Genomic DNA, 3,492 nt, shown 5'->3' on the forward strand with positions numbered 1-3,492 from the left:
CCCTTGCTTTCTCCATACTTGCGGCCGATTTTTAATCCTAATAAAACACCCAAACCGTGGAACCTTAGAATGAGCACAGCAATCAGTCCGACTGCTTATAACTATAAGGTAGTCCGCCAGTTCGCCATCATGACGGTGGTCTGGGGGATCCTTGGCATGGGGCTCGGTGTCTTCATTGCCTCGCAACTGGTCTGGCCGGAGTTGAACTTCGGTCTGCCATGGACGAGCTTTGGACGCCTGCGCCCGTTGCACACAAACCTGGTGATTTTTGCCTTCGGTGGATGTGCACTGTTTGCCACTTCTTATTACGTCGTGCAGCGAACCTGCCAAACGCGACTGATTTCCGACAGCCTCGCCGCCTTTACCTTCTGGGGATGGCAAGCGGTGATCGTCGGCGCGATCATTACCTTGCCGATGGGTTTCACCACCACCAAGGAATACGCGGAACTGGAATGGCCCCTGGCTATTCTGCTGGCCATTGTCTGGGTCACCTACGGTCTGGTGTTCTTCGGCACCATCGTCAAGCGCAAGACCAAGCACATCTATGTGGGTAACTGGTTCTACGGCGCGTTCATCGTCGTGACCGCGATGCTGCACATCGTCAACCACATGTCGCTGCCGGTCAGCCTGTTCAAGTCGTACTCGGCCTACTCGGGCGCGACGGACGCGATGATCCAGTGGTGGTACGGCCACAACGCCGTGGGCTTCTTCCTGACCACCGGCTTCCTGGGCATGATGTACTACTTCGTGCCGAAACAGGCCGAGCGTCCGATCTACTCCTATCGCCTGTCGATCGTGCACTTCTGGGCGCTGATCACCCTGTACATCTGGGCAGGTCCGCACCACTTGCACTACACCGCGCTACCGGACTGGGCTCAGTCCCTGGGCATGGCGATGTCGATCATCCTGCTCGCGCCGAGCTGGGGCGGCATGATCAACGGCATGATGACCCTGTCGGGCGCCTGGCATAAGCTGCGCACCGACCCGATCCTGCGCTTCCTGGTCGTCTCCCTGGCGTTCTACGGCATGTCGACCTTCGAAGGCCCGATGATGGCCATCAAGACCGTCAATTCGCTGTCGCACTACACCGACTGGACCATCGGCCACGTACACGCAGGCGCCTTGGGCTGGGTTGCGATGATCTCGATCGGCGCCATCTACCACATGATCCCGAAACTGTTCGGTCGTGCGCAGATGCACAGCACCGCCCTGATCAACACCCACTTCTGGCTCGCGACCATCGGTACCGTTCTGTACATCGCCTCGATGTGGGTCAACGGCATCACCCAGGGCCTGATGTGGCGTGCCATCAACGACGACGGCACCCTCACCTACTCGTTCGTCGAAGCGCTGCAAGCCAGCCACCCTGGCTTCATCGTTCGCGCCCTGGGCGGTGCGTTCTTCGCCACCGGCATGCTGTTCATGGCCTACAACGTGTTCCGCACCGTACGCGCCTCGAACCCGGCTGAAGCCGAAGCCGCCGCCAAGATTGCCGTAGTTGGAGCTCACTGATGAAGCATGAAGCAGTCGAGAAGAATATTGGCCTGCTGGCCTTCTTCATGGTCATCGCCGTCAGCGTCGGCGGCCTGACCCAGATCGTTCCGCTGTTTTTCCAGGATGTCACCAACAAGCCGGTCGAGGGCATGAAGCCCCGCACCGCCCTTGAACTGGAAGGCCGGGACATTTATATCGCCAACGGTTGTGTCGGCTGCCACTCGCAGATGATCCGTCCGTTCCGTGCCGAGACCGAACGCTACGGCYACTACTCGGTCGCCGGTGAAAGCGTCTGGGACCACCCGTTCCTGTGGGGTTCCAAGCGTACCGGTCCGGACCTGGCCCGTGTCGGCGGTCGCTACTCCGATGACTGGCAGCGTGCGCACTTGTACAACCCGCGCAACGTCGTGCCTGAGTCGAAAATGCCGGCCTACCCGTTCCTCGTGGAAAACAAGCTCGACGGCAAAGATACCGCCAAAAAAATGGAGGTCTTGCGCACGCTCGGCGTCCCTTACACCGACGAAGACATCGCCGGCGCCAAGGATGCTGTGAAGGGCAAAACCGAAATGGACGCGCTGGTGGCCTATCTGCAAGGCCTGGGCACCATCATCAAAAGCAAACGGTGATCTGGATGGATATCGGGATGATTCGTGGCCTGGGCACCGTTGTCGTAATGGTGGCCTTCATCGGACTGGCACTGTGGGTGTTCAGTCCCAAGCGCAAGTCGGAGTTTGAAGACGCGACCTTGCTGCCTTTCGCGGATGATCCCGAAGCCATCAAGCACGTCGAGCAAGCTTCTAGGAGTAACAAAGAATGACTACATTCTGGAGTCTGTACGTCACAGTCCTCAGTCTCGGTACGATCTTTTCCCTGACCTGGCTGCTGTTGTCGACCCGCAAGGGCCAGCGCACCGAGCAGACAGACGAGACAGTCGGGCACTCATTCGACGGGATCGCGGAGTACGACAACCCGCTGCCGAAATGGTGGTTCATGCTGTTCGTGGGCACCATCATCTTCGCACTGGGCTACCTGGCGCTGTATCCGGGCCTGGGTAACTGGAAAGGCCTGCTGCCGGGTTACGGCTACCTCGACAACGAGAAGCAGACCCCGTTCGCCAACGGCCAGACCGGCTGGACCGGCGTTCACGAGTGGGAAAAGGAAATGGCCAGATCGGACGCCAAGTTCGGTCCGATCTTCGCCAAGTTCGCGGCCATGCCAATCGAAGAAGTGGCCAAGGATCCGCAAGCGCTGAAGATGGGTGGCCGCCTGTTCGCCTCCAACTGCTCGGTTTGCCATGGTTCCGACGCCAAGGGCGCCTATGGTTTCCCGAACCTGACCGACGCCGACTGGCGCTGGGGCGGCGAGCCGGCAACCATCAAGACCACCATCATGGGCGGCCGTCACGCAGTGATGCCTGCATGGGCTGAAGTGATCGGCGAGCAAGGCGTGGCCGACGTGGCCGCGTTTGTCCTGACCAACCTCGATGGCCGCAAGCTGCCGGAAGGCACCAAGGCCGACCCGGTTGCCGGGCAGAAACTGTTCGCCACCAACTGCGTGGCTTGCCACGGTCCGGAAGGCAAAGGCACGCCAGCGATGGGCGCGCCCGACCTGACTCACCCGGCCGCGTTCATCTACGGTTCGAGCTTCGCTCAACTGCAGCAGACCATCCGTTACGGCCGTCAGGGCCAGATGCCTGCGCAAGAGGCGATGCAGGGTAACGACAAGGTTCACCTGCTGGCCGCTTACGTCTATAGCCTGTCTCACGGTGAGAAGGCAGCGGACGCCCAGTAAGGCAGACGCTTGAAGCAACAAAATACGGCCCCGCCAATGAGAATTGGCGGGGCCGTTTTCATTTGAAGCCATCGCACACCTGGAAGCACAAGCAATCAACGCGGCCACACCAACCCACTTTATATGTCCTTATAAAACTTCATCGGCCCCCATTCCCTTTCGGAAACTTGCACTATTGCTACGAAAAACACTTACAAACCAGAAAAA

The 3,492-nt window shown here is 59.4% G+C and carries 4 protein-coding genes; all 4 read left to right on the forward strand.

The genetic code is table 11. The features are described from left to right. Window positions 1-69: 69 nt before the first annotated feature. Genes ccoN through ccoP form a run of 4 tightly spaced genes read left to right on the forward strand, consistent with a single transcriptional unit; the run spans window position 70 to window position 3,285 of the window. Complete coding sequence (gene ccoN / locus ACXRVY_RS20620) at window positions 70-1,512, forward strand: cytochrome-c oxidase, cbb3-type subunit I (RefSeq protein ID WP_223462352.1); 1,443 nt, start codon at window positions 70-72, stop codon at window positions 1,510-1,512. Continuing rightward, complete coding sequence (gene ccoO / locus ACXRVY_RS20625) at window positions 1,512-2,120, forward strand: cytochrome-c oxidase, cbb3-type subunit II (RefSeq protein ID WP_458238118.1); 609 nt, start codon at window positions 1,512-1,514, stop codon at window positions 2,118-2,120. The genes ccoN and ccoO overlap by 1 nt, the downstream gene beginning before the upstream one ends. 5 nt (window positions 2,121-2,125) lie before the next feature. Continuing rightward, window positions 2,126-2,311 carry a CcoQ/FixQ family Cbb3-type cytochrome c oxidase assembly chaperone gene (locus ACXRVY_RS20630; protein WP_003175465.1) on the forward strand — a complete coding sequence of 62 codons (186 nt, stop codon included), beginning with the start codon at window positions 2,126-2,128 and terminating at the stop codon, window positions 2,309-2,311. Next, entirely contained in the window at window positions 2,308-3,285 is a 978-nt protein-coding gene (gene ccoP, locus ACXRVY_RS20635; RefSeq protein ID WP_223462353.1) for a cytochrome-c oxidase, cbb3-type subunit III, read from the forward strand. The genes ACXRVY_RS20630 and ccoP overlap by 4 nt, the downstream gene beginning before the upstream one ends. The last annotated feature ends 207 nt before the right edge of the window (window positions 3,286-3,492 follow it).

Source organism: Pseudomonas sp. P5_A2_2 (genome assembly GCF_054177685.1).

What these genes read in the sequence shown, in the direction of transcription:
- ACXRVY_RS20630 (WP_003175465.1), top strand. Translation starts at nt 2,126, where the DNA reads ATGGATATCGGGATGATTCGTGGCCTGGGCACCGTTGTCGTAATGGTG.
- ccoP (WP_223462353.1), top strand. Translation starts at nt 2,308, where the DNA reads ATGACTACATTCTGGAGTCTGTACGTCACAGTCCTCAGTCTCGGTACG.
- ccoN (WP_223462352.1), top strand. Translation starts at nt 70, where the DNA reads ATGAGCACAGCAATCAGTCCGACTGCTTATAACTATAAGGTAGTCCGC.